At 68.4% G+C, this 24,306-nt stretch carries 22 protein-coding genes; 15 read left to right on the plus strand and 7 right to left on the minus strand.

The features are described 5' to 3' along the window. Window positions 1-43: 43 nt before the first annotated feature. Window positions 44-472 carry a hypothetical protein gene (locus E5206_RS06360; RefSeq protein ID WP_136321762.1) on the minus strand — a complete coding sequence of 143 codons (429 nt, stop codon included), beginning with the start codon at window positions 470-472 and terminating at the stop codon, window positions 44-46. A gap of 31 nt (window positions 473-503) precedes the next feature. Then, window positions 504-1,157, minus strand: coding sequence for a trimeric intracellular cation channel family protein (locus E5206_RS06365; RefSeq protein ID WP_136321763.1), 654 nt, complete (start codon window positions 1,155-1,157; stop codon window positions 504-506). Between the two features lie 60 nt (window positions 1,158-1,217). Between E5206_RS06365 and E5206_RS06370 the strand changes: the two genes are divergently transcribed. From E5206_RS06370 to E5206_RS06430, 13 genes are all read left to right on the plus strand, one after another. Further along, window positions 1,218-1,973: a CbiX/SirB N-terminal domain-containing protein gene (locus tag E5206_RS06370; protein ID WP_136321764.1), complete on the plus strand. Its 756-nt coding sequence runs from the start codon at window positions 1,218-1,220 to the stop codon at window positions 1,971-1,973. A gap of 73 nt (window positions 1,974-2,046) precedes the next feature. Further along, window positions 2,047-3,795: a nitrite/sulfite reductase gene (locus E5206_RS06375; protein ID WP_136321765.1), complete on the plus strand. Its 1,749-nt coding sequence runs from the start codon at window positions 2,047-2,049 to the stop codon at window positions 3,793-3,795. Next, a complete protein-coding gene (locus tag E5206_RS06380; RefSeq protein WP_136321766.1) occupies window positions 3,792-4,559 on the plus strand; it encodes a phosphoadenylyl-sulfate reductase in 768 nt (255 codons plus the stop codon). Before E5206_RS06375 ends, E5206_RS06380 begins: the two co-directional genes overlap by 4 nt. After that, window positions 4,556-5,518 carry a sulfate adenylyltransferase subunit CysD gene (gene cysD, locus E5206_RS06385; RefSeq protein WP_240690002.1) on the plus strand — a complete coding sequence of 321 codons (963 nt, stop codon included), beginning with the start codon at window positions 4,556-4,558 and terminating at the stop codon, window positions 5,516-5,518. The genes E5206_RS06380 and cysD overlap by 4 nt, the downstream gene beginning before the upstream one ends. Next, the gene (locus E5206_RS06390; protein ID WP_136321767.1) at window positions 5,519-6,925 is read left to right on the plus strand and encodes a GTP-binding protein; all 1,407 of its coding nucleotides are present in this window, start codon (window positions 5,519-5,521) and stop codon (window positions 6,923-6,925) included. It begins immediately after the preceding gene. A gap of 149 nt (window positions 6,926-7,074) precedes the next feature. Next, a complete protein-coding gene (locus E5206_RS06395) occupies window positions 7,075-8,082 on the plus strand; it encodes a GTP pyrophosphokinase family protein (protein ID WP_168709278.1) in 1,008 nt (335 codons plus the stop codon). 229 nt (window positions 8,083-8,311) lie between these two features. Further along, on the plus strand, window positions 8,312-9,481 hold the full coding sequence (locus E5206_RS06400; RefSeq protein ID WP_136321769.1) for an ABC transporter substrate-binding protein: 1,170 nt from the start codon (window positions 8,312-8,314) through the stop codon (window positions 9,479-9,481). 44 nt (window positions 9,482-9,525) lie between these two features. Continuing rightward, window positions 9,526-10,251: an ABC transporter ATP-binding protein gene (locus E5206_RS06405; protein WP_136323994.1), complete on the plus strand. Its 726-nt coding sequence runs from the start codon at window positions 9,526-9,528 to the stop codon at window positions 10,249-10,251. Then, window positions 10,241-11,176: an ABC transporter permease gene (locus E5206_RS06410; protein ID WP_136321770.1), complete on the plus strand. Its 936-nt coding sequence runs from the start codon at window positions 10,241-10,243 to the stop codon at window positions 11,174-11,176. The genes E5206_RS06405 and E5206_RS06410 overlap by 11 nt, the downstream gene beginning before the upstream one ends. A gap of 196 nt (window positions 11,177-11,372) precedes the next feature. Further along, on the plus strand, window positions 11,373-11,669 hold the full coding sequence (locus E5206_RS06415; RefSeq protein ID WP_136321771.1) for an antibiotic biosynthesis monooxygenase: 297 nt from the start codon (window positions 11,373-11,375) through the stop codon (window positions 11,667-11,669). A gap of 264 nt (window positions 11,670-11,933) precedes the next feature. Further along, complete coding sequence (cobA, locus tag E5206_RS06420) at window positions 11,934-13,205, plus strand: uroporphyrinogen-III C-methyltransferase (RefSeq protein WP_136321772.1); 1,272 nt, start codon at window positions 11,934-11,936, stop codon at window positions 13,203-13,205. A 98-nt stretch (window positions 13,206-13,303) separates the two neighbouring features. Next, a complete protein-coding gene (locus E5206_RS06425) occupies window positions 13,304-14,770 on the plus strand; it encodes an FAD-dependent oxidoreductase (protein WP_136321773.1) in 1,467 nt (488 codons plus the stop codon). 148 nt (window positions 14,771-14,918) lie between these two features. Next, window positions 14,919-15,908 (plus strand): DNA topoisomerase IB, encoded by a 990-nt coding sequence (locus E5206_RS06430; protein WP_136321774.1) that lies wholly within the window; start codon window positions 14,919-14,921, stop codon window positions 15,906-15,908. Window positions 15,909-16,005: 97 nt separating this feature from the next. Here the strand turns inward: E5206_RS06430 and E5206_RS06435 are convergent, their stop codons facing one another. From E5206_RS06435 to E5206_RS06450, 4 genes are all read right to left on the minus strand, one after another. Further along, window positions 16,006-16,584: a hypothetical protein gene (locus tag E5206_RS06435; RefSeq protein WP_136321775.1), complete on the minus strand. Its 579-nt coding sequence runs from the start codon at window positions 16,582-16,584 to the stop codon at window positions 16,006-16,008. A 144-nt stretch (window positions 16,585-16,728) separates the two neighbouring features. Continuing rightward, complete coding sequence (locus E5206_RS06440; protein WP_136321776.1) at window positions 16,729-17,409, minus strand: FadR/GntR family transcriptional regulator; 681 nt, start codon at window positions 17,407-17,409, stop codon at window positions 16,729-16,731. After that, on the minus strand, window positions 17,406-18,701 hold the full coding sequence (locus E5206_RS06445) for an MFS transporter (protein WP_136321777.1): 1,296 nt from the start codon (window positions 18,699-18,701) through the stop codon (window positions 17,406-17,408). Before E5206_RS06445 ends, E5206_RS06440 begins: the two co-directional genes overlap by 4 nt. A 201-nt stretch (window positions 18,702-18,902) precedes the next feature. After that, window positions 18,903-20,345, minus strand: coding sequence for a PucR family transcriptional regulator (locus E5206_RS06450; protein ID WP_136321778.1), 1,443 nt, complete (start codon window positions 20,343-20,345; stop codon window positions 18,903-18,905). Between the two features lie 141 nt (window positions 20,346-20,486). Between E5206_RS06450 and E5206_RS06455 the strand changes: the two genes are divergently transcribed. Together E5206_RS06455 and gabT are read left to right on the plus strand one after the other, a co-directional pair. After that, the gene (locus E5206_RS06455; RefSeq protein WP_136321779.1) at window positions 20,487-21,917 is read left to right on the plus strand and encodes a gamma-aminobutyraldehyde dehydrogenase; all 1,431 of its coding nucleotides are present in this window, start codon (window positions 20,487-20,489) and stop codon (window positions 21,915-21,917) included. Between the two features lie 80 nt (window positions 21,918-21,997). Beyond that, entirely contained in the window at window positions 21,998-23,353 is a 1,356-nt protein-coding gene (gene gabT / locus E5206_RS06460; RefSeq protein ID WP_136321780.1) for a 4-aminobutyrate--2-oxoglutarate transaminase, read from the plus strand. A gap of 4 nt (window positions 23,354-23,357) precedes the next feature. Here gabT and E5206_RS06465 read toward each other — a convergent pair whose 3' ends face one another. Further along, window positions 23,358-24,176 (minus strand): hypothetical protein, encoded by an 819-nt coding sequence (locus E5206_RS06465; RefSeq protein WP_136321781.1) that lies wholly within the window; start codon window positions 24,174-24,176, stop codon window positions 23,358-23,360. Between the last annotated feature and the right edge of the window lie 130 nt (window positions 24,177-24,306).

Here is a 24,306-nt window from a genome sequence, read left to right on the forward strand (position 1 = left end):
CCGCCCGGAGGAAGCAGCCGGAGGAAGCAGCCCGGACGGGACCCTAGTCCTCGTCCTCGTCGTTGAAGGCCCACTCGAACATGTCGAAGACGAACTCGGAGAAGGTGCCTTCCTCGCTCTTCCACTGGCCGCGGGCGTTGTTGCGGCGGTACACAATCGGGTCCGGGACGCTGAGGTCGCCCACGCGGAATCCCCAGGTGAACTGTTCCTCCTCGTCCTCGAGGAACATCAGGAAGCCTTCGTCATCGACTTCGAGCTCTTCGGGGTCCCAGAAGTAGTGGTAGGCCTCCATGAGGTCATCGCAGCCGCCGACGGCCTGGTAGAACTCCTTCAGGACCAGCGGCACCTGGAACTGGTGTTCTGCCAGGGCGGCGTCCAGCTCTTCGGCCTGGAGGCCATCCTCTTCCTGCCATTCGTCTTCGAGATACTTCGGGACAAGCGCGCGGAACTTCTCGAGGAACATGTCAGTCATGCTCTTATCCTAGCCAATCCCGGGCCGTGCATCAGGACGCGTCCGGGCCGAGCCGGTGCCAGCCGCGGACCGCCAGCGGAACATGCCAATGACGCCGCCAGGCGATGATGCGGAAGGCGAAAACGACGGCGGCCACGGCACTCCCCGTCACCGCGTTGAAGGTCCCGGAGACGGACAGCAGCACCGTCAGGCCCGCCCCCGCGAACGCCGGCAGGGCATAGATGTCCTTGGGGTCGAAGAGCCGGGGCACCTCGTTGGCGGTGATGTCCCGCAGCAGGCCACCGCCCACCGCGGTCGCGATCCCCAGCAGGGCCGCGGCAATGGGCTGCATCCCCTCGGCCAGCGCCTTCAGGGTCCCGGTGATGCAGAACAGTGCCAGGCCGCCGGCGTCGAACAGGATCAGCAGCGAGGTGAAGCGCTGGAGGCCGGAGAACAGGAAGTACACCAGGACCGTGGCGACGAGCGGCGGCGCCAGGTAGACCGGGTTGGTGAGGGCTGCGGGCGGGCCGGCGTTGATGATGATGTCCCTGATCACGCCGCCGCCCAGGCTGACCACCGAGGCCAGCATCAGCGAGCCGACGATGTCGAACTGCTTCTTCGCCGCGAGCAGCGAACCCGAGACCGCGAAGAAGAACACGCCGGCCAGGTCCAGCCAGACCAGGACAACGCTGAAGGAGAAGCTCATGGGACGTCCCGGTCGATAGCAGGGGGCGGATGGGGCGGCTCCAAGGTTACGCTAACGGCTATGAATAGGCCCATCCTGATCGCCTGCGCCCATGGCACCTCCAGCGTCCCCGGCGCGGCGGAGGTCAATGCCCTCCGGGACGGCATCGCCGTCCTGCGCCCGGGCCTCGACGTCCGCGAAGCCTACGTCGATGTGCAGGATCCCGGACTGCCGGCCGTGGTGGCGGGCCTCCCGGCGGGGGAGACGGCCGTCGTTGTCCCGCTTCTGCTCAGCGTCGGGTACCACGTCAAGGTGGACATCGCCCGGGCCGTCAGGAGCCGCCCGGACACGCTCGCGGCAGCCCCGCTGGGGCCGGACCCGCGGCTGGCGGCCCTGCTGGATGCGCGCCTCCGGGAGGCCGGCGTCACGGACGACGACGCCGTCGTCCTCGCTGCTGCCGGTTCCTCCGACCCCTCCGCCGCGCAGAACGTCGAGGAACTCGCCGCCCAGTTGCGGGCGCTGCGGCCCAACCGGATCGTGGCCGGCTATGGCGCCTCGGCCAAGCCCTCGGTTCCCGAGGCCGTCGCGGCGCTCCGCACAGCGGACGGTGCAGCGGGCGATACGGAGGGCACCGCGGGCCGGCGCCGCGTGGTCATCGCCTCCTACCTGCTCGCCCCGGGTTTCTTCCACGACCAGCTGGCCAAGGCGGGAGCGGACATGGTCACGGCGCCGCTGCTGCCCTCGCCGGTGCTCGCGGAGATCGCCCTGGAACGTTACGACGCGGCCCTCGCGATGCACGCCCGCCCCTCCAGTTCAAGGCCCTCGGGGGGTTCGTGACGAAATATTTCCCTAGGTGACTCCCCGTTTCAGGCCCTTTGTGACGGCATTACGGGCCGCCTAAAGTCGATCCATGACTGATACAGCTCTAGCCGGAGCGTCCCCGGACCAGGCTGCCGCAGGCCGCAGCAAACGCCCCGCCTCCCGCCCCGCCGCAAAGCCGCACGGGCAGTGGAAAGTGGACGGCACCGCGCCGCTGAACGCCAACGAAACCTGGAAGCAGGAGGACAACGGGCTCAACGTCCGCGAGCGTATCGAGTCCGTCTACTCCAAGCACGGCTTCGACTCCATCGACGGGACGGACCTGCACGGCCGCTTCCGCTGGTGGGGCCTCTACACCCAGCGCAAGCCCGGGATCGACGGCGGCAAGACCGCCACGCTCGAGCCGCACGAGCTGGAGGACAAGTACTTCATGCTGCGGGTCCGGATCGACGGCGGCGCCCTCACTACCGAGCAGCTGCGCGTCATCGGCCAGATCTCCGTCGACTTCGCCCGCGACTCGGCCGACCTCACCGACCGCCAGAACATCCAGCTGCACTGGATCCGGGTCGAGGACGTGCCGGAAATCTGGCGCCGCCTCGAGGCCGTGGACCTGTCCACCACGGAAGCCTGCGGCGACGTCCCGCGCGTCATCCTGGGCTCCCCGGTGGCCGGCATCGCCAAGGACGAGATCATCGACCCCACGCCGCTGATCCACGAACTCGCCGAACGGTTCATCGGCGACCCCGAACTGGCCAACCTGCCGCGCAAATTCAAGACCGCCATCACCGGCCACCCGAGCCAGGACGTGGTCCACGAGATCAACGACATCGGCCTGGTGGGCATGGTCCACCCCGAGCTCGGGATCGGCTATGACCTCTGGGTGGGCGGCGCGCTCTCCACCAACCCCATGCTGGGCAAGCGGCTCGGCGCGTTCGTCAAGCCGGACCAGGCCGCCGACGTCTGGCTCGGCGTGACCAGCATCTTCCGCGACTACGGCTACCGGCGCATGCGTACCAAGGCCCGGCTGAAGTTCCTGCTCGCCGACTGGGGCACGGAGAAATTCCGCCAGGTCCTCGAGGACGAATACCTCGGCTACAAACTCAACGACGGCCCCGCAGCGCCCAAGCCCTCCGCCCCCGGCGACCACATCGGTGTGCACGAACAGAAGGACGGCAAGTTCTTCATCGGTGCCACCCCGCTGGCCGGCCGCCTCTCCGGCAGCCAGCTGGTCAGGCTCGCGGATACCCTGGAAGCCTGCGGCTCCCGGCGCCTGCGCACCACACCGCACCAGAAGATCGTCGTCCTCGACGTGCCCAAGGACCAGGTGGAACCGCTCGTGGCCGAGCTCGACGCCCTGGGCCTCTCCGCCCGCCCGTCCGTGTTCCGCCGCGGCACCATCGCCTGCACCGGCATCGAATACTGCAAGCTGGCCATCGTTGAAACCAAGGACACCGCGGCCACCGCCGTCGCCGAACTGGAACGCCGCCTGGCCGACCTCGTCGAGAACAAGCAACTGCCCCAGGCACTGTCCCTGCACATCAACGGCTGCCCCAACTCCTGCGCCCGCATCCAGACGGCGGACATCGGGCTCAAGGGCATGATGCTTCCCACGCCCGACGGCGACCCCACCCCGGGTTTCCAGGTCCACCTGGGCGGCGGGCTGGCTTCCAGCAGCCGCGAGGAGGCAGGCCTCGGGCGCACCGTCCGCGGCCTCAAGGTCACGGCCGGGGAACTGCCCGGCTACGTCGAGCGCGTGGTCCGCAAATTCGTGGCCGAGCACAGCGAGGGCCAGACCTTCGCCGAATGGGCCTTCGCCGCCGATGAGGGGGACCTGCAATGAATCCCCAGCCACTCCCCAACCTCGCAAGCTCGGCCGGGGACCCCGGTGGCCGTGGCCCCTCGGGCCGACGCTCCCATGACGAGCTCAAGGCACTTGCCGAGGCCGGCGCCGCCGAGCTCGGCTGGGATGCCCCGGCCCGGGACGTCATCGCCTGGGTGGAGCGGAACTTCGAACTGCCCGCCGTCGCCGTCGCCTGCTCCATGGCGGACGCCGTGCTGCCGGCGCTCGTCGCGGACCAGCTCCCCGGCGTCGACGTGCTGTTCCTCGAGACCGGCTACCACTTCCCGGAAACCTACGCCACGCGCGACGAGGTCGCCGCCAACCTGCGCGTCAACGTCGTCGATGTCCTCCCCGAGAACACGGTGGAACAGCAGGACAGGCTACTGGGCAAGGACCTCTTCGCCCGCGACGCCGCCCAGTGCTGCGCGCTGCGCAAGGTGGCGCCGCTGCGCCGCACCCTCGCCGGCTACGAGCTCTGGTTCACCGGAGTCCGCCGCGACGAGGCCCCCACCCGCACCAACACCCCGCTCGTCACCTGGGATGAAGCCAACGGCCTGGTCAAGGTCAACCCGCTGGCGGCCTGGAGCTTCGACCAGCTGGTGCAGTACTCCGACGACAACCTCCTTCCCGTCAACCCGCTGCTTTCGCAGGGCTATCCGTCCATTGGCTGCCAGCCCTGCACCCGCAAGGTGGCGCCGGGCGATGACCCCCGCGCCGGACGCTGGGCAGGAACCGACAAGACAGAATGCGGACTACACGTATGAGCAACTTGAGCACAACGACGACGGCGGTTGGCTACGCCTCCGCGGCAATCGGCGGCGAAGCCCCGGCAAGACTCTCCAGCCTGGACACCCTTGAGTCCGAGGCCATCCACATCATCCGGGAGGTCGTGGCCGAGTTCGAGAAGCCGGCGCTGCTGTTCTCCGGCGGCAAGGACTCCGTGGTGATGCTGCACCTGGCCACGAAGGCCTTCTGGCCGGGCAAGGTGCCGTTCCCCGTGCTGCACGTGGACACCGGCCACAACTTCCCCGAGGTCATCGAATTCCGCGACCGCACGGTCGAGCGGCTGGGACTGAAGCTCGTCGTCGGCAGCGTCCAGGAGTTCATCGACTCCGGCGAGCTGGCCGAGCGTGCCGACGGCACCCGCAACCCGCTGCAGACCGTGCCGCTGCTGGACGCGATCCAGCGCAACAAGTTCGACGCTGTCTTCGGCGGCGGCCGCCGGGACGAGGACAAGGCCCGGGCCAAGGAGCGGATCCTGAGCCTGCGGGACGAGTTCGGCCAGTGGGACCCGCGCAACCAGCGGCCCGAGCTGTGGAACCTGTACAACGGCCGCCACACCGTGGGCCAGCACGTCCGGGCTTTCCCGATCAGCAACTGGACCGAGCTGGATGTGTGGCGCTACATCGAGCGTGAAGGCATCGACCTGCCGGGCCTCTACTACGCGCATGACCGCGAAGTCTTTGCCCGCGACGGCATGTGGCGCGCGGTCGGCGAGGTCTCCCAGCCGCGCGAGGATGAGCAGGTCATCACCAAGACCGTCCGCTACCGCACCGTCGGGGACATGTCCTGCACCGGCGCCGTCGAATCGGATGCCGCCACCGTGCGCGACGTCGTCATTGAAGTTGCCGCCTCCACCATCACCGAACGTGGCGCCACCCGGGCAGATGACCGCATCTCCGAGGCCGCCATGGAAGACCGCAAGAAGGACGGGTACTTCTAAATGACCACCGAAGCAGTTCTCCCGGCGGACCTGGAAACAGTCCTGCCCACAACTCTTTTCCGCTTCGCCACCGCAGGATCGGTCGACGACGGGAAGTCCACTTTGGTGGGCCGCCTCCTGCACGATTCCAAGGCGATCCTGGCGGACCAGCTCGACGCCGTTGCCCGCACCTCGTCCGACCGCGGCTTTGGCGGCGAGAAGGGCGGCATCGACCTGGCACTGCTCACCGACGGCCTGCGCGCCGAGCGGGAACAGGGCATCACCATCGACGTCGCCTACCGCTACTTCGCCACGGACCGCCGCAGCTTCATCCTCGCGGACTGCCCCGGGCACGTGCAGTACACCAAGAACACGGTGACCGGCGCGTCCACGGCGGATGCCGTCGTCGTGCTCATCGACGCCCGCAAGGGTGTCCTGGAGCAGACGCGCCGGCACCTGTCCGTGCTGCAGCTGCTGCGCGTGGCGCACGTGATCGTGGCCGTGAACAAGATCGACCTGGTGGACTTCAGCGAGGCCGTGTTCCGCGGGATCGAGGCGGACGTGCAGCGGGTCGGCCGCGAACTCGGGCTCGGGTCCGATGGCGTCACGGACCTCCTCGTCATTCCAGTGTCCGCGCTCGACGGCGACAACGTCGTGGACCGCTCGGCCCGGACGCCCTGGTACGGCGGGCCGGCCCTGCTCGAAGTCCTCGAGGCGCTGCCGGCCGCGGACGAACTCGAGAGCGAGCTGGAGAGCTTCCGCTTCCCGGTGCAGCTGGTTATCCGGCCGCAGGGCGCGCTGGCGCCCGACGCCCTCGCCGGCGGACTCGATGCCGGGGCGTACCGGGATTACCGTGCCTACGCGGGCCAGATCACCGAAGGTTCGGTGAAGCTGGGGGATACCGTCAGCGTCCTGACGCCCGGCCAGGCCCCGCGCACCACCACGGTGACCGGGATCGATTTCGCGGGCGCCGAGCTCAGCGAAGCCGTGGCGCCGCAGTCAGTGGCGCTGCGCCTGGCCGATGAGTTCGACGTCGCGCGCGGTGACACGATCGCGGCGGCCGGGACAATCCGCCAGGCCTCGGCCGATCTGTACGCCGCGCTGTGCTGGCTTTCGCCCAAGCCGCTCCGCGAGGGCGCCAAGGTGCTGGTCAAGCACGGCACCAGGACCGTGCAGGCGCTGGTCCGGAACGTGACGGGCAAGCTGGACCTCGCCAGTTTCCAGCTGGAGCCCACGACCACGCTGGAACTGAACGACATCGGCCACGCCCAGTTGCGGCTCGCGGCTCCGCTCCCGCTGGAGAACTACCTGCATCACCGCCGCACCGGGGCATTCCTGGTGATCGACCCGCTGGACGGCAACACCCTCGCCGCCGGCCTCGTCGGCGACCACCCGGGCGACCATGAGGACGAGCGCTACTCGATCTGACCCGTGGGATGCTCGGCGCCGGAAGGCTCCGCGCCGGAAGGCTCCGGACCGGAGCCTTCCGGACCGGAGCCTTCCGGCAGTAGCTGAAACCGGCGGCCTCGGATACCCTGCTGGGTACAGGATCGGCACGGTGATCCGAGGGGGATCTGTTGGAAGATCATGAGTCAGTTGTTGCCAGCTCCCTGGAGCAGTATGGTGCGCTGCTGCCGCGGCTGAATGAAGCTTCCGAAGCAATCGGGCACGCTATCCGCGCCCGGCTCAGGGACGACGGCCTGAACCATCACACCGTGCAGGCCCGGGTCAAGGACCCCGGTTCCGTCAAGGGAAAACTCGACCGGCTCACTGCCGACGGCAGATTCAAGTATGAACGCGGCCTCGAGCAGCTCAACGACCTCATTGGTGTCCGGGTCATCATGTTCCTGGAACCCGACATCGCGGACGTTGCAACGGCCCTGAAGGGGCAATTCAGGTGCCGCGAGGACGACGACAAGACAAGCTCCCAGCGGCGAAACGGCCAGATTGGCTACGCCGGCAGGCACCTCATCCTCGAAGTCCCGGCCGAGAACGTTCCCGTCGGCTGCCAGACGTTCATCGGGGAGCGCTTCGAAGTCCAGATCCGGACCATGCTGCAGCATGCGTGGGCCGCCTTCGAACATGACATCCGCTACAAGGGCCTCACCGAGGCCAACGCGGAAGTCGACCGCGCGTTCACCATGGCGTCAACGCTCATTGAACTCGCCGACGCCCAGTTCTCGGCGATCAACGACATCGTCAAACGCCGTCAAGCCGAGGGCGCGGCTGACTTCGCCGCGAACCCCGCCACCGAGCTCACCGGGGAAATCCTTCTTGACATGCTCGCGCGGCTGCTGCCGGAACACCCCAGAAGCCAGGCCCGCCAGTATGACTGGCTGGGGGACCTGCTGGCCGCCAACGGCGTGCGGACCGTGGCCGACGCCGAGGAGCTCTTCGGCGCCGCCGACTGGTCCGGCGTGGCCAAGAGAATGGACTACAAATTTCCCCCCGGCCACGTCCGGATTGCCGACGACTTTCTGTTGAAGACCTGGGGCGTCGACTACATTTCCCGCACCAAATCCCTGGGGGACGACTCCAAACGGGAAGCGAAGCTGACGTACCGGCTGGAGCGCATGCGGGACTGATCCGTCGCCGCAGGCTTGCCAGCCCGGAGCTTGACGAATATGACGCTGCATGAACCCGCATGACCCCGGGTTTCCGGGCCATTGATCCGCGTTTATGACACTCCCTATGGTGGGTCAATGACTAGAACGGAACGGCCCTCCAGCGGCCCCCGCCAGGAATTCCAGGGGCGATGTCGCCGGAATTGAACCTCCACCCGGCCCTCGCACACCCCAGAACAGGACTTCACGAATGTCATCCCCCGAGAACCCCACGCCCAACGAGCCCACACCGGGCACCACCCGCATCGTCGCCGGCGGGTCCGGCAAGCCGAAACGCAAACGCACCCTTGAGATTTCCCTCGCAGCCGGGCTCGTCCTGCTGATCGGCATCGGCGCCGCCGTGGCCTCCAGCGTGTCCCGTAACAATGAAGCCGCGGCGGCTCCCGCCCCGGCCACTGCCGACGCCAATCCGGCCGCTGAACTCAAGCTCGGCTACTTCGGCAACATCACGCACGCCCCGGCCCTCGTCGGCGTCAGCAAAGGATTCATCGCCAAGGAACTCGGCGGGACCAAGCTCAGCACCCAGGTCTTCAACGCCGGCCCCGCCGCGATCGAGGCCCTCAACGCCGGCGCCATCGACGCCACCTACATCGGCCCCAACCCGGCGATCAACTCCTATGTCAAGAGCAATGGCGAATCGATCAGCATCATCGCCGGCGCCGCGTCCGGCGGGGCGCAACTGGTGGTCAAGCCCGGCATCAACTCGGCGGCGGACCTCAAGGGCAAGACGCTGGCGACGCCGCAGCTCGGCGGTACCCAGGACGTCGCCCTCCGCGCCTGGCTCGGCAAGCAGGGCTACAAGACCGCAACGGACGGCAGCGGCGACGTCGCCATCAACCCCACCGAGAACGCCCAGACGCTGAAGCTGTTCCAGGACGGAAAGCTCGACGGCGCGTGGCTGCCGGAGCCCTGGGCCTCCCGCCTGGTGCTCCAGGCCGGCGCCAAGGTCCTCGTCGACGAAAAAGACCTGTGGGACAAGGGCGAATTCATCACCACCGTCCTGATCGTCAACAAGAAGTTCGCGGCCGAACACCCGGCCACCGTGAAGGCGCTGCTCAAGGGCCACGCCGAATCCGTGGACTGGCTCAACACCGCCCCCGCCGCCGAGAAGGCCAGCGTCCTGAACGCCGCACTCAAGGAATCCGCCGGGGCCACCCTGCCGGCCGACGTCATCGACCGCTCGCTGAAGAACATCGTCTTCACGGTTGATCCGCTCGCCGGAACCTACAAGAAACTGCTCCAGGACGGCGTCGACGCCGGCACCACCAAGCAGGCCGACATCAACGGCATCTTCGACCTCACGGCCCTGAACGCGGTCACCGGCAAGAAGACCTCCGCGCAGGGGCTCGGCAAGGACTAGCTCCTTGACCTCCAGCAATCCGCCACAACAGTTAGGACGTGACCATGCCAGTCGTACTGGAACACCTGGGCAAGCGCTTCGGCGACGGCGCCCCGGTGCTGGACGACGTCAACGCCAGCATCGGGCAGGGCGAATTCGTGGCCCTGCTCGGTGCGTCCGGCTGCGGCAAGTCGACCCTGCTGAACATCATGGCGGGGCTGGAGGCCCCGACGTCGGGAGCCCTGGAAGTGCCCAGCGACGGCGCCGCCTTTATGTTCCAGGACGCAGCCCTCTTTCCCTGGCTGACTGCCCGGGAAAACATCGAGCTAGCCCTGAAACTGCGCGGCGTCGGGAAGGCCGGGCGGCGGCTCAAGGCCGATGAACTCCTGGACCTCGTGCACCTGGGCGGGGCGGGGGACAAGCGCCCGCACGAGCTCTCCGGCGGGATGCGCCAGCGCGTGGCCCTGGCACGGTCCCTGGCCCAGGACCGCCAGCTGCTCCTCATGGACGAGCCGTTCGCCGCCCTGGACGCGATCACCCGCGACCTGCTGCACGACGAGCTGGAGCGGATCTGGAAGGAAACCGGCCGCACCATCGTCTTTGTCACCCACAACGTCCGCGAAGCCGTCCGGCTGGGCCAGCGTGTGCTGCTGCTCTCCTCGCGGCCCGGCCGCGTGGTGCAGGAATGGAACGTCAGCGAGGAGCACCGCACCGATGCCGGGCTTGCCGGCCAGCTGACGGGCATCATCACCGCCCGGCTACGCGAGGAGATCCGACGCCATGCCAAGTAAGCAAACTCCCCTGATGGAACCTACGGAGACCCGCCATGTCACCGCGGCGCTGACCCGTTCCTCCACTGGTTCGGCGGACCTCCGCGAACTCGAATCCGGCCTGGACTCGCTGCAGTCCGACGCCGCCCGCAAGGCGCGGATCGACTGGAGCCGGATCCTGCTGCCGGTCGCCGCCCTGGCCGTCCTGCTGGTGGCCTGGCAGGTCTATGTGTCGCTGGGAATCAAGCGGCGCGACCTCGTACCGGGCCCGCTGGACGTCCTTGGCCAGCTCGGAACACTCTGGGGGGAGGGGAAGACCCAGGAAGCCATCTGGACCTCGCTGCAACGCGGGGTGGTGGGCTTCCTGATCAGCGTGGCCATCGCCACTCCCGTCGGGCTGCTGCTGGCCCAGGTCGCACCGCTGCGGCGGGCCTTCGGTCCGCTGATCTCCGGATTGCAGGTGCTGCCCTCCGTGGCGTGGGTGCCGGCCGCCATCATCTGGTTCGGACTGACCGACGCCACCGTGTACTTCGTGGTGTTCATGGGTGCCATTCCGTCCATCATCAACGGCCTGATATCCGGGGTGGACCAGATCCCGCCGCAATACCGCAGCGTCGGAAAGGTCCTGGGCGCGTCGCGGCTGCAGCTCGCGCTGCAGATCATCCTCCCGGCGGCCCTCCCCGGCTACCTGAGTGGCCTCAAACAGGGCTGGGCCTTCTCCTGGCGTTCGCTCATGGCCGCCGAGATCATCGCGGTCGGCGGGTCGATCGGCTTCGGCCTCGGCTCGCTCCTGGACCAGGGCCGTGTCCTCTCCGAGATGACCACCGTGATGGCCGCCATCCTGCTGATCCTCGCCGTCGGCATCCTGATCGAACTGATCGTCTTCGCGCCGATCGAAAAGCGCCTGCTCCGGCGCCGCGGCCTCCTGGCCGGCAGCACCCGGTAAGCTCGGCCACCCGCTAACCGTCCTCCTTCCCCAAGCAACGCGGGGTCATCTACGGCCCATAAACCCCGGGTTTATGGGCCGTAGATGACCCCGCGTTGCTTTTGCCACGGCTCCTTGTCCGGGTCCCGGTACCGGCCTACACTCACGCCTATAGGCCGGTGTGCGGCCGATCCAGCCCGATTCCGAGGAGATAGCTGTGGCAGCAAAATTTGGTGTGCTGGCCCTGGTCGAAGCCAAGCCGGGGAAGGAGCAGGAGGTCTGGGACTTCCTGAACGGGGGGCGCGAGATTGTGCTCAACGAACCCGGTACCCGGACCTGGTACGCCTTCCGGGTCAATGAGAACACCTTCGGCATCTTCGACACCTTCGATACCGAGGAGGACCGGCAGGCCCACCTGCACGGCGCCATCCCCGCCGCCCTCGGCGAACACGGTCCCGCCATGCTCGCCAAGGACCCGGACATCAAGCTGATTGAACTCATCGCCGTGAAGTAGGCACAGGAGCGGCGGAGACGGTGGCGGAGCGGGGGCACTTTGACACCGACACGCCGGTATTTGACTCCGAATTAGCTGCCGCGGCCGTCAAAATGCCCCCGGACCGCTCCCCGTACCCCACGGCGGCCGGTGTTCCCCGGTGCCCAGGAACTGCCCCCAAACCCCTCCCGGACCCGCGACAACTATGTGACGTGGCGTTACCTTGCGTGAACTGGTGTTTCCCAACCGTTGTTCCGCTCTGTGACGCGGCCCTATCGTCGATTCATGGCAATTCAGGACATTTACCCCACGGCACTGCGCCTCCTCGGCCGACCCGTGCTGGTGGTCGGCGGCGGGCCGGTCGCCACGCGCCGCGCCAGGGGACTGCTCGACGCCGGGGCCCGGGTCACCGTGGTGGCCCCGGTGGCCTCCGCCGCGCTCCAGGACCTTGCCGACGCCGGGCTCCTCGCTTGGGAGCCGCGCGGCTACCGACCCTCGGACGTCGACGACGCCTGGTTCATCCAGACCGCCACCGGCGATCCCGCGGTGGACACCCGGGTGGCGGCCGACGCCGAGGCGCAGCGGATCTGGTGCGTCAACGCCTCCGACCACGAATCCTCCGCCGCCTGGACGCCCGCCGTCGCCGTCGTCGACGACGTCCAGATCGCCGTGAACGCCGGGGGAGACCCGCGCCGCGCGATGGCCCTTCGCGACGCCGTCGCCACCGCCCTGGAAACCGGCGACCTGCCGCTGCGCCGGCGGCGGCCCGCCGCCGGAAGTGTAGCCCTCGTGGGCGGCGGACCCGGCGACACCGGACTCATCACCGTGCGCGGCCGGCGGCTTCTGGGCCAGGCCGACGTCGTGGTGGCCGACCGCCTCGGCCCGCGCGGACTCCTGCGCGAACTCGCCCCGGACGTCCGCGTGATCGAGGTCGGCAAGACCCCGGGCCACCACCCGGTGCCGCAGTCCGAGATCAATGGGATCCTGGTCGAGGAAGCCCTCGCCGGACACCGCGTGGTCCGGCTCAAGGGCGGGGACCCGTACGTCCTGGGCAGGGGAGGCGAGGAAGCGGAATTCTGCCGCCGGCACGGCGTCGATGTTGAAGTGGTGCCCGGCGTCACCTCGGCGATCTCGGTCCCCGCCGCCGCCGGCATCCCGGTCACGCACCGCGGGCTGGCCAAGGGATTCAGCGTGGTCACCGGCCACGAGGAGCTCTCCGAGGTCCCGGCCCGGGCGGACCACACCGTGATCCTGCTCATGGGCGTGGGGCAGTTGCGCGATTCCGCGGCCGCCCTGGGCCGTGCCGGTTTGCCAGCGGCGACGCCGGTTGGCATCGTAGAGAATGGTTATCTGCCGAACCAGCGGGTGACCATCGGAACGCTCGGGACCATAGCGGACCAGGCGGAGGCCCTCGGCGTCGCGAATCCCGCCGTGATCGTGATCGGCGACGTCGTCCGCGTCAGCCCGTTCGCGCCGTCGCACTTCAAGACCGCCGACTACAGCACGACCTCCCCGAACAGCCCGCGCACCGCAAGTACCCGCGTCCTGACCCCGTAGCCCCCACCCAACTGGCTCGCAGTTGTTGTCCTTATGAGCCCTCATAACGACAACAACTGCGAGTCAGTCGGGCCGTGACAGAAAAAAGGAACACAGCCGTGTCAACAAACACCCCCGTAGGAACAGCCGCCCGCCCGCTGCGCGTCGCCGTCGTCGGCTCCGGCCCGGCCGGCGTCTACGCCGCGGACATCCTGACCAAGAGCGAGGCCGTCAAGAGCGGCGAGCTCACCGTGAGCATCGACCTCTTCGACCGCTACCCGGCACCCTATGGACTGATCCGCTACGGCGTCGCCCCCGACCACCCGCGCATCAAGGGCATCGTCAACGCCCTGCACAAGGTCCTGGACCGCGGCGACATCCGTTTCTTCGGCAACGTGGACTACGGCACGGACCTCTCGCTCGAGGATCTCCGCACCCACTACGACGCCGTCATCTTCGCCACCGGCGCCATCAAGGACGCGGACCTGAACATCCCGGGCATCGAGCTTGAGGGGTCCTACGGCGGCGCCGACTTCGTCTCCTGGTACGACGGACACCCGGATGTGTCCCGCGACTGGCCGCTGGACGCCAAGGAAGTCGCGGTGATCGGCAACGGCAACGTGGCCCTGGACGTGGCGCGCATGCTCTCCAAGCACGCCGACGACCTCCTCGTCTCCGAAATCCCGGACAACGTCTACGCCGGGCTGAAAGCCTCCCCGGTCACCGACGTCCACGTCTTCGGCCGCCGCGGGCCGGCCCAGGTCAAGTTCACCCCGCTCGAGCTGCGCGAACTCTCCCACTCCAAGGACGTGGACATCATCCTCTACGCCGAGGACTTCGAGTTCGACGCCGAATCCGACCGCCAGATCCAGAGCAACAACCAGACCAAGACCATGGTGGGCACGCTCACCAACTGGATCGCCGAACAGCCCGAGGACCTCTCCGAGCTGACGGCCTCACGCCGCCTGCACCTGCACTTCCTGCACAGCCCGGTCGAGGTATACGACGACGCCGACGCCCCCGGCCGCGTCGCCGGCATCAGGTTCGAGCGCACCGAACTGGACGGCACGGGCAACGCCCGCGGCACCGGCGAACTGGTGGACTACCCCGTCCAGGCCGTCTACCGCGCGATCGGGTACTTCGGATCCTCGCTGCCCGAGGTCGAGTTCGACCACAGCAAGGGGGTTGTGCCGAACGACGGCGGCCGCGTCATGGACGCCGCCGGCACCCATGTGCCGGGCATCTACGCCACCGGCTGGATCAAGCGCGGACCGGTGGGCCTGATCGGGCACACCAAGGGCGACGCCCTGGAAACCGTGACGTACCTGCTGGAGGACCGCGAAAACCTGCCGCCCGCCGCGGCACCGGCGCCGGAGACGATCGTCGAGCTCCTGGCGTCCCGCGGCGTGCAGTACACCAGCTGGGAAGGCTGGCTGGCACTGGACGCGCACGAGCGGGCCCTCGGCGAGAAGGCCACCGCCGGCGGCGGCTCGCACGGCGTTGAGGTCGCCCGCGAACGCATCAAGGTGGTGCCGCGCGAGGACATGGTCGGGATTTCCCGCAGCGGCGTGGCAGCGCAGCTCTGACCCCCGCAATCCACCGCAACGCCCCCTTCAACCCACCGCAACGCGGGGTCACTCCGCGCCCATCCCACAGGGGTTTATGGGCCGTAGGTGACCCCGCGTTGCTTGGGTCCTGGCGCAAAGCAGGGCTGTAGTCAGTAGGCTTACCGTCATGAAACTCCGTCACAGCAACGCGTCCGGCCGCGGCTGCCGGCGGGTTCCGTCCGGGACCGGGTTCAGCTACAAGGACCTGGACGGGTCCACCCTGCCGCCCGGGCCGGTCCGGGACCGGCTGGAGGGCATCGGCATCCCGCCGGCCTGGACGGACGTCTGGATTGCCCCCTACGACAACGGGCACATCCAGGCCACCGGGCTCGACGCCGTCGGGAGGCGCCAGTACATCTACCACCCGAGCTGGCGGGAACGGATGGACCGGCTGAAGTTCAGCCGTGCCCTCCGGCTCGCCGAAACCCTGCCGGCCGCGCGCCGGCTCGTCACGATGGACCTGCGTTCGGAGGGGCTGACGCGCGAGCGGGTGCTGGCCGCCGCGTTCAGGATGCTGGACAGCGGGTCCCTGCGCGTGGGCTCCGAGCGGTACACGAACGAGAACGGCAGCCACGGCCTGGCCACCCTGCTCTGCGCCCACGTGGCGGTGCGCAAGGACGCACTGCGCCTCAGCTTCCCGGCCAAGAGCGGCAAGACCTGGGAGTCGCGGATCGACGACGCCGACCTGGCCGCCATCGTGCGGCTGCTCAAGCGACGCGGCGGCAACGCCCGGCTGCTGGCCTATAAGGACGGCCGGGCCTGGTACCCGGTCTCCAGCGCGGAGATCAACGCCTATGTGAAGGAACGGACCGGGGAGGACTTCACCGCCAAGGATTTCCGCACCCTGCGCGGCACCGTGGCCGCGGCCGTCAGCCTGGCGCAGAGCGGCCCGCAGCGACAGGTCTCGGCCCGGAAACGCGCCATCAGCCGGGCGATGCAGGATGCGGCCGCGATGCTGGGCAACACGCCGTCGATCGCCCGGAAGAGCTACGTGGATCCCCGTCTGCTGGACCACTTCGCGGCCGGCGAGACCATCGACCCGAAGCGCCTGGACTCGGCGGAATCCGAGCTGCGGGCGCTGCTGTACCGCGAAGGCGGGGTCGTCCCCCTGCGCTGAGCTGTGCTGGGCTGCGCGGAGCGGCCCGGTCCGGGGATGGCGGTGCGGGTCCCGGGATGACGTGCCGGTCCGGGGATGACGGTGCGGGCCGGGGAATTCAGAACTCCGCGTTGATGAACCCGATGACAATGGCCGTCCACCAGCAGACCTGCGAGATGGTCAGGCAGGAGAGCATATGGAACCTCTGGCCGGGGGTGAGGTCCAGGAAGGATGCAGTCGGCGGCAGATGGGCCAGCCGCCTCATGAGCGGGATGAGCATGATGCCGTTGAGGGTCAGGACCAGCACGGCGGCCAGCTTGACGTCGGTCATGGCGCTGGTCAGATGCGGATTCAGGAAGATTCCGCTGGCCAGCATGCCGGCCAGTCCGCCCCAGATCAGCGGGGTGGCGGCCCCGTCGAGCCGGATCGTCTCGGCCAGCTCGCGCCTGCCGATGAGCCACAGGAAGCCGTGCCAGTCCACCAGGAGGATGGCCCCGAAGGAGACGACCATGGCCAGGATGTGGGCGATCAGTGCATAAGTGTGGGGGAGGCCGACGACGTGCATTGACGCGGCCATCAGCACCGAGGTCAGCCAGGCCGCCGCCGCGGCGACGCACAGGATGACAACGAGGCGCCTGGTGGCTTTTTCCGATTCGAGTCGTCTGGCTGTACGCCTGCTTACTGCGATGTAACTCATGGCTTACCTCTGTGGGCCTGAACCCTGGACCACCCTGGACGAGCGGGCTGCTGAAGCATTGCCGGGGCTAAATAACGATAGCTCCAACGCTGTGCGTCGACAAGGACGCAGACAAGGACCCCCCCGGGTTCCCCCGGAAGGCCGTCAGTACTGGATCCACTCCGCGCAGGAGTTCAGGTTCCGGTTGACGCTGTCGACGGCGGCAAGCTCGTCGTGTGCCTCGATGGCGTCGGCCAGCTGGCCGTGGCCTGCGGCGGGGAGGCCGTCGAAGCCGCCGCGGCGTTGCTGGCGGAGGAGGTCGTTGTGGAAGACAGCGCCGAAGCTGAGGTACAGCTCATGCAGGAGCGGGTTTCCCGATGCCTGGGCCACCAGCACGTGGAAGTCCCAGTCGGCGCGGGCCCAGCCGGCAAAGTCCTCGGACAGCCACGCTGTGCGGCGTGCGGCGAGCAGCCCGCGCATGGCGGCGATGTCCTGGGCCGTGGCATGGCGGGCGGCCAGCCGGGCCGCCTGGGTATCCAGGCCCACCCGGACTTCAAGGATGTGCCCCTGGGTGTGGTCCAGGTACATCCGCTGGGCGGCGCCGGAGATCTCGCTCGTGGCCCGGACATAGGTCCCGTCGCCGCGGCGGACCTCCAGCATTCCGCTGTGCGCCAGCGCCTTGATTGCCTCGCGGAGCGTGCCGCGGGAGACGCCGAGGGCTGCCATCAGTTCGGGTTCGGCCGGGATGCGCCGTTGCAGCGGCCATTCCCCGGAATGGATCAGTTCCCGGAGCTTGGCCGTGATTTCCTCCACCAGCGGCGGCCGGTGTGAAGTCGAGAGTGTCATCGCCGCACTCCTCCCAGCGGCTGGGCTTCGGGCCGGCCCTGGACCTGGTGGCTGCCGGCCTGCGGCTTCTTCGCCCGGACCGTCAGCAGATGCCCCACGGCGACCTGGCCCACGGCCACGGCCAGCAGCAGGACCAGCGGCAGGGTCCAGTTGCCGGTAGCGCTGTGCAGCAGGCCCATGCCGAACGGCCCGACAGTCGCCAGCAGGTAACCCGCCGACTGGGCGAGCGTGGACAGTGCGGTGGTCTCGGTGGTGTTTCGGCCGCTGCGGCTGATCATCACCATGATGAGCGGGAAGATGCCAAGCCCGACGCCGAGGAGAACCGCGGTCAGGGCAGCCATGCTGGCCGGCAGCAGGAGCATGCCGGTGACACCCAGCACGGTGGCGACGGACGCCAGGTAGAACGCGGGGCGCAGCATCCTGGGGCGCGAACCGATAGCGATCAGCACCATTCCGGCCGGGACCGAGACGAGCTGCATGAGGCCGAACATGAGGCCGCTTTCGGAGGCGCTGACTCCTTCCGTGGCCAGCATGTACGGAAACCAGCTCAGTACGGAGTAGGCCAGGAGGGCCTGCAGGGTGAAGCCGGCGGTGATCATGAGCCCGGTGCGGGTCCGCAGCAGCGGCCACGGTGACACATGCGTGGCCTTCACCGCCGGCGCATGGCGGTGCGCGTGCAGCGCAATCGGCAGGAAGCCCAGGCAGGCGGCGAGGGCCAGGATGCCGATGGAACCCAGCCCGGCCGAGGGCGAGCCGAGCTGCTGGGCCATCGGCACGATCAGGACGGAGGTGACGGTGGCTCCGGTGGTCATCGTCATCGTGTACAGACCCGTCATCAGCGACGTCCGGTCCGCGAAATACTCGCGGATGAAGGAGGGCATGGCCACATTGCACACTGCCAGCCCGGACATGCCGACCACCGTGCCTGCCACCAGCATGCCGGTCGAGGGCAGGCCGCGGAGCAGCAGGCCGCCGGCGAGCATAACGAGCGAGAGCAGGATCGCCTTTTCGACGCCGAGAAGCCTGGTCAGCCAGGATGTGGCGGCCCCGGCAACCGCGAAACAGAGCGTGGGAATCGATGGGACGACGGCGGCGACAAAGGCTCCGTAGCCGAGGACCTGCTGGAGGTCGTGGAACAGTGCGGAGGCCCCGCTGATGCCGGCCCGCAGGTTGAGGCCGATCAGCACAATTGCAATCGTTCCGAATACGGCGACGGTGCGCGTGCGGATCCGCAGCGGGGCGGAGGGGGCTGCTGAGTCGGGGTGGGCGGAAGCCGCCGTCGTGCCTGTCATGCCTAAAGGTTAGACGTTTGATGTTTGATCGGCACGTTTTGGTGACAGATGTCTCCCGGCAAGACCGCCGCTGGATGGCAACAGAACGGCGACAGAACGGAGACAGAACGGCAACGCGGGGTCAGATAGCGCCCATCCCGGGGCCCGGCATGGGCCGTACGTGACCCCGCGTTGCTTCGGTCCGGAGGGGGCGGCGGAGGGTCAGCCCGGGTGGCGCGTCCCCAGCCGCTGCACGGCCAGCGCCAGCCAGAGCTGCACCCGGTCCGGGGTCTGGGCCGGATCGTATCCGGTGAGCTCGGTGATCTGCGCCAGCCGGTAGCGGACCGTGTTGCGGTGCAGCGTGAGGTCCTCGGCGACGGCGGCCACCGAGCCGTTGTTGTTCAGATAGCTCTCCAGCGTGGCCATGAGTTCGGCCCCGTGCAGGGCGTCGAAGCTGCGGAGCGGGTTCAGCGACTCATTGGCCATGTCCGCGAGCGGCACATCCTCGCTGGCCAGCAGCAGTGACGTCAGGCTGAGCCGCTCGGGTTCGTTGACCGGCAGTCCGTGGCTGGCCGCGTCGCGGGCTTCGAAGTAGCTCCAGCGCAGCCCGTTGGGCTTCGTGTAGGCCCCGCCGATGCCGATCGTGGCGTGGATTCCGGCCTCGGCCAGATGGTCGCTGAGGCCCTTGGCGAGGACGCCCGCGCCGCTGCCGTCGTCGTGGATCACGCAGATCAGGTCCTTCCCGACGGCGGCACTCACCGCCGCCTCCAGTGGCTGCGGCAGCGAGGACGTTGCCAGCTGCTTGTGGTGTGCCGCGGACTCGGCCAGCAGGACCACGTTCTTGCGGGTGCTGTTGATGCCGACGCCCGCGAGCCGCCGGGTGGCCTCGCTGGGCTCGAGCGTCCCGTGGATCACGTCCTCCAGGACCTGCCCGGCGAGGGCGCGCTGGGCCTGGCGCTGCTTGACCATGTTGTTCAGCTCGACGCTGATCAGGTTCTGCGCGTAGCCCACGATCCCGGAGTCCTCGAACGGCTGTTGCACCCACAGTGTGCAGGCATCGCGGCGCCCGGTGGGGATCGGGTAGGACGCCCAGCCCTGGGCCGTGGGGGCAGGATGGCCGGGCACGCTGTTGTAAAGCTGGGCGGTGAACTGGGTCAGCACGATCTGGGTGCGGAGCATGGAGCCCAGGTGTTTCAGGAGCTCGGCGAGGCCGCCGCCGGTGAGCAGGGCGCGGGCCAGGATCTGGTGCCCGGCGATGAGGCGTTCGAGCTTGCCGACGTGATCCGCGGCCTGGGCGTCCGCCACGAGCTTGCTGATGGCGATGAAGGGGGTCTCGTAGGGCACCTCCACGATCGGCAGGCCCCAGCGGTTGGCCTCGGCCACCAGGGCCGGCGGCACAGCGTCGTGCGTCAGCCCGGTCCCGAAGCCGATCCCTACGGCGCCGGCCCGCTGGACCTGGCGGACAAAGCGGCGCTGTTCCGGGGCGCTCCTGAGCCGCATGCCCGTGGTGAGGACCAGTTCCCCGCCGTTCAGGAAGCGCTGCGGGTCCTCCTGCTCGGCGACGGCGACCCACAGGATGTCCTGGTGCCAGGTGGTCTCGGCGAGGCCGGCCTTGGTGAGCTTGAGGGAGGGGACCCCCAGCAGGGCGGCGAGTGAAATGGGCATGGATTCAGGATAGCCGGACGCTGGTCAAGCGCACTAAAGAATGACGGCAACGGTGTGCAGGTGCCTATTCCCTGGGGCTGGCCGCTGGAATAGGCTCGGAGCAGTCCAGTTGGGCCCCCAGCGCGAAAGAGGTTGTACACCGTGGTTCAAACCTTGCAGAACTTCATCAACGGCGAGTTTGTCACGCCGGCCGGCACCCGAATGCTGGACATCGTCAATCCCACGAACGGTGACGTGGTGGCGAAGTCACCCGTCTCGGTGCTGGCCGACGTCGACGCCGCCATGGCCGCCGCCAAGGACGCCTTCAGGAGCTGGAAGCACACGACGCCGGGGCAGCGGCAGCTGATGCTGCTCAAGCTCGCCGACGCCGTCGAGGCGCACAGCGAGGAGCTCGTCGAGGCGCAGCACCGCAACACCGGCCAGGTCCGCTCGCTGATCGCCTCCGAGGAAGTCGCCGCCGGGGCCGACCAGCTGCGTTTCTTCGCCGGGGCCGCCCGCATCATGGAGGGCAAGTCCGCCGGCGAGTACTTCGAAGGCCACACCTCCTACGTGCGGCGCGAACCGATCGGCGTCGTCGCCCAGGTCGCGCCGTGGAACTACCCCTTCCTGATGGCGATCTGGAAGATCGGCCCCGCGCTCGCCGCCGGCAACACCGTGGTGCTCAAGCCTTCGGATACCACCCCGGAATCCACCCTCGTCCTGGCCCGCCTCGCCGGGGAGATCTTCCCGGCCGGCGTGCTGAACGTCGTGCTCGGCACCGGCGAGACCGGCGCCCTGATGGTGGAACACAAGGTCCCCGGCCTGGTCTCCATCACCGGCTCCGTCCGGGCCGGCATCGCCGTCGCCTCGGGAGCGGCGAAGGGCCTCAAGCGCGCCCACCTGGAGCTCGGCGGCAAGGCCCCGGCGGTCGTTTTTGCCGACGCCGACATCAAGAAGAGCGCAGCGGCCATCGCCGAATTCGCCTTCTTCAACGCCGGCCAGGACTGCACCGCCATCGCCCGTGTGCTGGTCCAGGACTCCGCCTACGACGATCTCGTGGCGGCCCTCGTGGAACACACCAAGACCCTCCGCACCGGCTCGCAGAATGACGAGGACAACTATTTCGGCCCGCTGAACAACGTCAACCACTTCAACACGGTCAAGGCCCTGGTGGAGTCCCTCCCGGAGAACTGCAGGATCGAGACCGGCGGCCACCAGGCCGGCGACAAGGGCTTCTTCTTCGAGCCCACGATCGTCACCGGAGCCAAACAGAGCGACGACATCGTGCAGAAGGAAGCCTTCGGCCCGGTCATCACGGTGCAGAAGTTCAGCACCGAGGAAGAGGCAGTGGAGATGGCGAACGACGTCGACTACGCCCTCGCCTCCAGCGTCTGGACCTCCAACCACGGCACCGCCATGCGCCTGAGCCGCGACCTGGACTTCGGGGCCGTCTGGATCAACACCCACATCCTGCTCACCGCCGAAATGCCGCACGGAGGCTTCAAACAGTCCGGCTACGGCAAGGACCTGTCCATGTACGGCGTCGAGGACTACACCCGCATCAAGCACGTTATGAGTGCGCTGGACGCCTGACGCAGATGCATGGCGCTGCCGCATAACGCTGCCGCCTGACCTGGCTTCGCCGTCCACTTCACGCTTAGAAAGGCTTTCCCATGACCACCACCGCAAATGACATCGTTTACCGGCTTGAGCAGAAGCGCCGGGTCCAGGCCGACTTCCCGGGCCCCAAGTCCCTCGCCCTGACCGAACGCCGCAAGGCCGTGGTCGCCTCCGGCGTTGCCTCCAGCGTCCCGGTGTTCGTCGCCGACGCCGACGGCGGCATCATCCAGGACGTCGACGGCAACTCCTTCATCGACCTCGGCTCAGGCATCGCCGTGACGAGCGTCGGCGCCTCAGACCCGGCCGTCGTCGGCGCCGTGAAGGAAGCCGTGGAGCACTTCACGCACACCTGCTTCATGGTCACGCCCTACGAAGGCTACGTCGCCGTCGCCGAGCAGCTGAACCGCCTCACCCCGGGTGACCACGAGAAGCGCACGGTGCTCTTCAACTCCGGCGCCGAGGCGGTGGAAAATGCCGTCAAGGTGGCACGCCTGGCCACCGGCCGCGACGCCGTCGTCGCCTTTGACCACGCCTACCACGGCCGCACCAACCTGACCATGGCGCTGACCGCCAAGGCGATGCCATACAAGACCAATTTCGGCCCGTTCGCGCCCGAGGTCTACCGCATGCCGATGAGCTACCCCTTCCGTGAGGAAAACCCGCAGATCACCGGTGCCGAGGCCGCCAGCCGTGCCATCAGCATGATCGAAAAGCAGATCGGCGGCGATCAGGTTGCCGCGATCATCATCGAACCGATCCAGGGCGAGGGCGGCTTCATCGTCCCGGCCCAGGGCTTCCTGCCGGCGCTTGCCGCCTGGGCCAAGGACAAGGGCATCGTCTTCATCGCCGATGAAGTCCAGTCCGGGTTCTGCCGCACGGGTGAATGGTTCGCCGTGAACCACGAGGGCGTTGTCCCGGACATCATCACGATGGCCAAGGGGATCGCCGGCGGCATGCCGCTCTCCGCCATCACCGGCCGCGCCGAACTGCTCGACGCCGTCCACCCGGGCGGCCTCGGCGGCACCTACGGCGGCAACCCGGTTGCCTGTGCCGCGGCCCTGGCCGCCATCGGCTCGATGGAACAGTACGAGCTCAACGCCCGCGCCCGGCACCTCGGGGACATCGCCCTTGAGAAGCTGCGCGAACTCGCTGCCGACGCCCCCGAGGTGGGGGATGTCCGCGGCCGCGGTGCCATGCTCGCCATCGAACTGGTCAAGGCCGGCTCGAAGGAACCCAACCCCGAGCTGACCAAGGCCGTCGCCGCCGCCTGCCTCAAGGAGGGCGTCATCATCCTGACCTGCGGCACCTACGGCAATGTCATCCGGCTGCTGCCGCCGCTGGTGATCAGCGACGAGCTGCTGCTGGATGGCCTCGAGGTCCTCGCCGCGGCCGTCAAGGCCAACGCCTGAGGGCCTACTTCCACGCTGTGCTGTCGAGCTGGACCGCGACGACGTACAGGTGCTGGCCCTGCTCGATCTTCTCGACCTCGTACACGCGCACCTTCGTCTGCGGAACGCTGCCCATCGGACGGCCGACGCCGATCCCGAAGGTGAGCACACCCTCGAAGTCGCCGGCCGGGGCGTAGCCCGTGAGGGCCGGGTAGCCGATCGACGCCGCGGGCGAGCTCTTGATGGAGCTTGCCATGCCGTCGGCCGTGTGGGCCTGGGCGCCGTGGAACGCCACTTTCAGGATGCTTCCGCTGCCGGGCAGCGGAACGGGCAGCCCGCTGCCGTCGGCGAGAAGTTCGGGGACGAACTCGACGTCGTAGCTGGGGAAGCCGCCGACGAACCGGAAGCTGAGCTGGTCATAGGGTGGGCTGTCGGAGGGGTGCCGGCCCGCCCCGATGGTGTAGAGCGCCGGCAGGGGAGTGGACGGCGGGGGAGCGATCGGCACCGGGTTCTGGTGCGCCGTCCGGAACGGTGTGCCCTGCCCCGGCCAGGACCAGTCGTGGGTGATCGTGGAGGAAATCACCGTGTCGCCTGACAGCGGGGGTGCCGTCTCGTCCGAATCCGCGGGCACCGTGGCAGCCGGCGTTGCAGACGACGTGGACGTTGCCGAAGCGGAGCCCGGAGCCGTGGCCTGGCTGCTCGAACCGGGCTGCGGGGTGGATGGAATGCAGCCCGTGAGGAGCAGCGCCGTGAGCAACCCCAACCCGGTGGTCCGTGTCCCGATGCTCCGGCAGGCGTTGCGGCCGGTTTTTTGGCTGGTTTTTTGGCTGGTGACCGCGCCCATGATGAGCTCCCCTCGACGGTCCCAGCCTAAACGGGGAAGACTGCCCAGCTCAGGGCCAAAAGTCACGAACTATTCAAGGCCGCGCTGGGTTAGAGTCTTCCTACCACTGCAGGAACGCAGACCGGCCGTC

It is taken from the genome of Arthrobacter sp. PAMC25564, from assembly GCF_004798705.1.
Classification (GTDB): Bacteria; Actinomycetota; Actinomycetes; order Actinomycetales; family Micrococcaceae; genus Arthrobacter.

Coding starts and splice junctions, on each gene's coding strand:
- E5206_RS06410 (WP_136321770.1), top strand. CDS start 10,241: ATGCCAAGTAAGCAAACTCCCCTGATGGAACCTACGGAGACCCGCCAT.
- E5206_RS06365 (WP_136321763.1), bottom strand. CDS start 1,157: ATGAGCTTCTCCTTCAGCGTTGTCCTGGTCTGGCTGGACCTGGCCGGC.
- E5206_RS06400 (WP_136321769.1), top strand. CDS start 8,312: ATGTCATCCCCCGAGAACCCCACGCCCAACGAGCCCACACCGGGCACC.
- E5206_RS06380 (WP_136321766.1), top strand. CDS start 3,792: ATGAATCCCCAGCCACTCCCCAACCTCGCAAGCTCGGCCGGGGACCCC.
- cysD (WP_240690002.1), top strand. CDS start 4,556: ATGAGCAACTTGAGCACAACGACGACGGCGGTTGGCTACGCCTCCGCG.
- E5206_RS06370 (WP_136321764.1), top strand. CDS start 1,218: ATGAATAGGCCCATCCTGATCGCCTGCGCCCATGGCACCTCCAGCGTC.
- gabT (WP_136321780.1), top strand. CDS start 21,998: ATGACCACCACCGCAAATGACATCGTTTACCGGCTTGAGCAGAAGCGC.
- E5206_RS06465 (WP_136321781.1), bottom strand. CDS start 24,176: ATGGGCGCGGTCACCAGCCAAAAAACCAGCCAAAAAACCGGCCGCAAC.
- E5206_RS06375 (WP_136321765.1), top strand. CDS start 2,047: ATGACTGATACAGCTCTAGCCGGAGCGTCCCCGGACCAGGCTGCCGCA.
- E5206_RS06360 (WP_136321762.1), bottom strand. CDS start 472: ATGACTGACATGTTCCTCGAGAAGTTCCGCGCGCTTGTCCCGAAGTAT.
- E5206_RS06430 (WP_136321774.1), top strand. CDS start 14,919: ATGAAACTCCGTCACAGCAACGCGTCCGGCCGCGGCTGCCGGCGGGTT.
- E5206_RS06405 (WP_136323994.1), top strand. CDS start 9,526: ATGCCAGTCGTACTGGAACACCTGGGCAAGCGCTTCGGCGACGGCGCC.
- cobA (WP_136321772.1), top strand. CDS start 11,934: ATGGCAATTCAGGACATTTACCCCACGGCACTGCGCCTCCTCGGCCGA.
- E5206_RS06440 (WP_136321776.1), bottom strand. CDS start 17,409: ATGACACTCTCGACTTCACACCGGCCGCCGCTGGTGGAGGAAATCACG.
- E5206_RS06390 (WP_136321767.1), top strand. CDS start 5,519: ATGACCACCGAAGCAGTTCTCCCGGCGGACCTGGAAACAGTCCTGCCC.
- E5206_RS06450 (WP_136321778.1), bottom strand. CDS start 20,345: ATGCCCATTTCACTCGCCGCCCTGCTGGGGGTCCCCTCCCTCAAGCTC.
- E5206_RS06435 (WP_136321775.1), bottom strand. CDS start 16,584: ATGAGTTACATCGCAGTAAGCAGGCGTACAGCCAGACGACTCGAATCG.
- E5206_RS06445 (WP_136321777.1), bottom strand. CDS start 18,701: ATGACAGGCACGACGGCGGCTTCCGCCCACCCCGACTCAGCAGCCCCC.